Genomic DNA, 1,061 nt, shown 5'->3' on the forward strand with positions numbered 1-1,061 from the left:
GGCGGGGCATCGGGCTGATGCGGCGCGTGTGGGTGTTCATGCGGCGCTTTCGTTGTTGCGGGCTTGGTTTGCCGCTGAGCATCTCGCCGAGGCGCGCTTGATGTTTGTCACCCGTGGTGCGGTTGCGGTGGGTGAGGGTGATGTTCCCGACCCCGCCGCGGCGGCGGTGTGGGGGTTTGTCCGCTCTGCACAGGCCGAATACCCCGATCGCGTGGTGCTCGTCGATGTCGATACCGACACCGAACCGCCGTGGGAGGCGATTCTGGCCATAGGTGAGCCGCAGGTCGCTGTGCGCGGTGACCGGCTGTTCGCCCCTCGGTTGCGGCGCATCAGCGTCTCGCCCTCGGGGCCGACGCTGCTCGACGGAGCCCAAACGGTGGCGATCACCGGCGGTACCGGCGCGCTGGGCCGGCTGGTCGCACGCCACCTCGCCGCCGAGTACGGGGTGCGGGCGCTGATTCTGCTCAGCCGTCGCGGCGCCGCAGGGGAGGGCTGCGAGGAGCTGGCCGCTGACCTGTCCGCCCTGGGATGCGACGTGACGTTCGAGGCGTGCGATGCCGCCGACCGGGACGCCCTGGAAAGGGTGCTCGACAGGCATCGCCCCGACGCGGTCATTCACGCCGCGGGTGTCATGGATGACGCGACGATCACCGCGATCACCGACGACCAGATCGACCGTGTGTTGCGCGCCAAGGTTGATGCGGCCGTGCACCTCGATGAACTGCTCGCCGATGTGCCGCTGATCCTGTTCTCCTCAGCGGCACCGCTGCTGGGCGGCCAAGGCCAAAGCAATTACGCCGCAGCCAACGCATTCCTCGACGCCCTGGCCCAGCGCCGACACACCGAGAATCGTCCCGCACAGTCTCTCGCCCTCGGGGCCTGGGGGGCGCTCGACAGCAGCATGTTCGGCGGCCGTGATCGCGCCACAGTGGAGCAGCACATCCGCACACGCCTGGGTATGCGGCTGTTCGAACCCCAGGAGGGACTGACTCTCCTCGACACGGCACTGCACTCAGACCGCGCCGTCGTCGCCCCCATGCTCCTCGACTCCGCCGCCCTGC

Annotated in this window: 1 protein-coding gene; it reads left to right on the forward strand. The window is 69.2% G+C overall.

Annotation, left to right across the window (positions count from 1 at the left end; genetic code table 11):
• Positions 1–28: 28 nt before the first annotated feature.
• Positions 29–1,061: beta-ketoacyl reductase (locus AWC12_RS29875; protein ID WP_420087757.1), on the forward strand; the 1,033-nt coding region annotated here is incomplete at its 3' end.

The organism is Mycolicibacterium iranicum (assembly GCF_002101705.1).
Classification (GTDB): Bacteria; Actinomycetota; Actinomycetes; order Mycobacteriales; family Mycobacteriaceae; genus Mycobacterium; species Mycobacterium iranicum.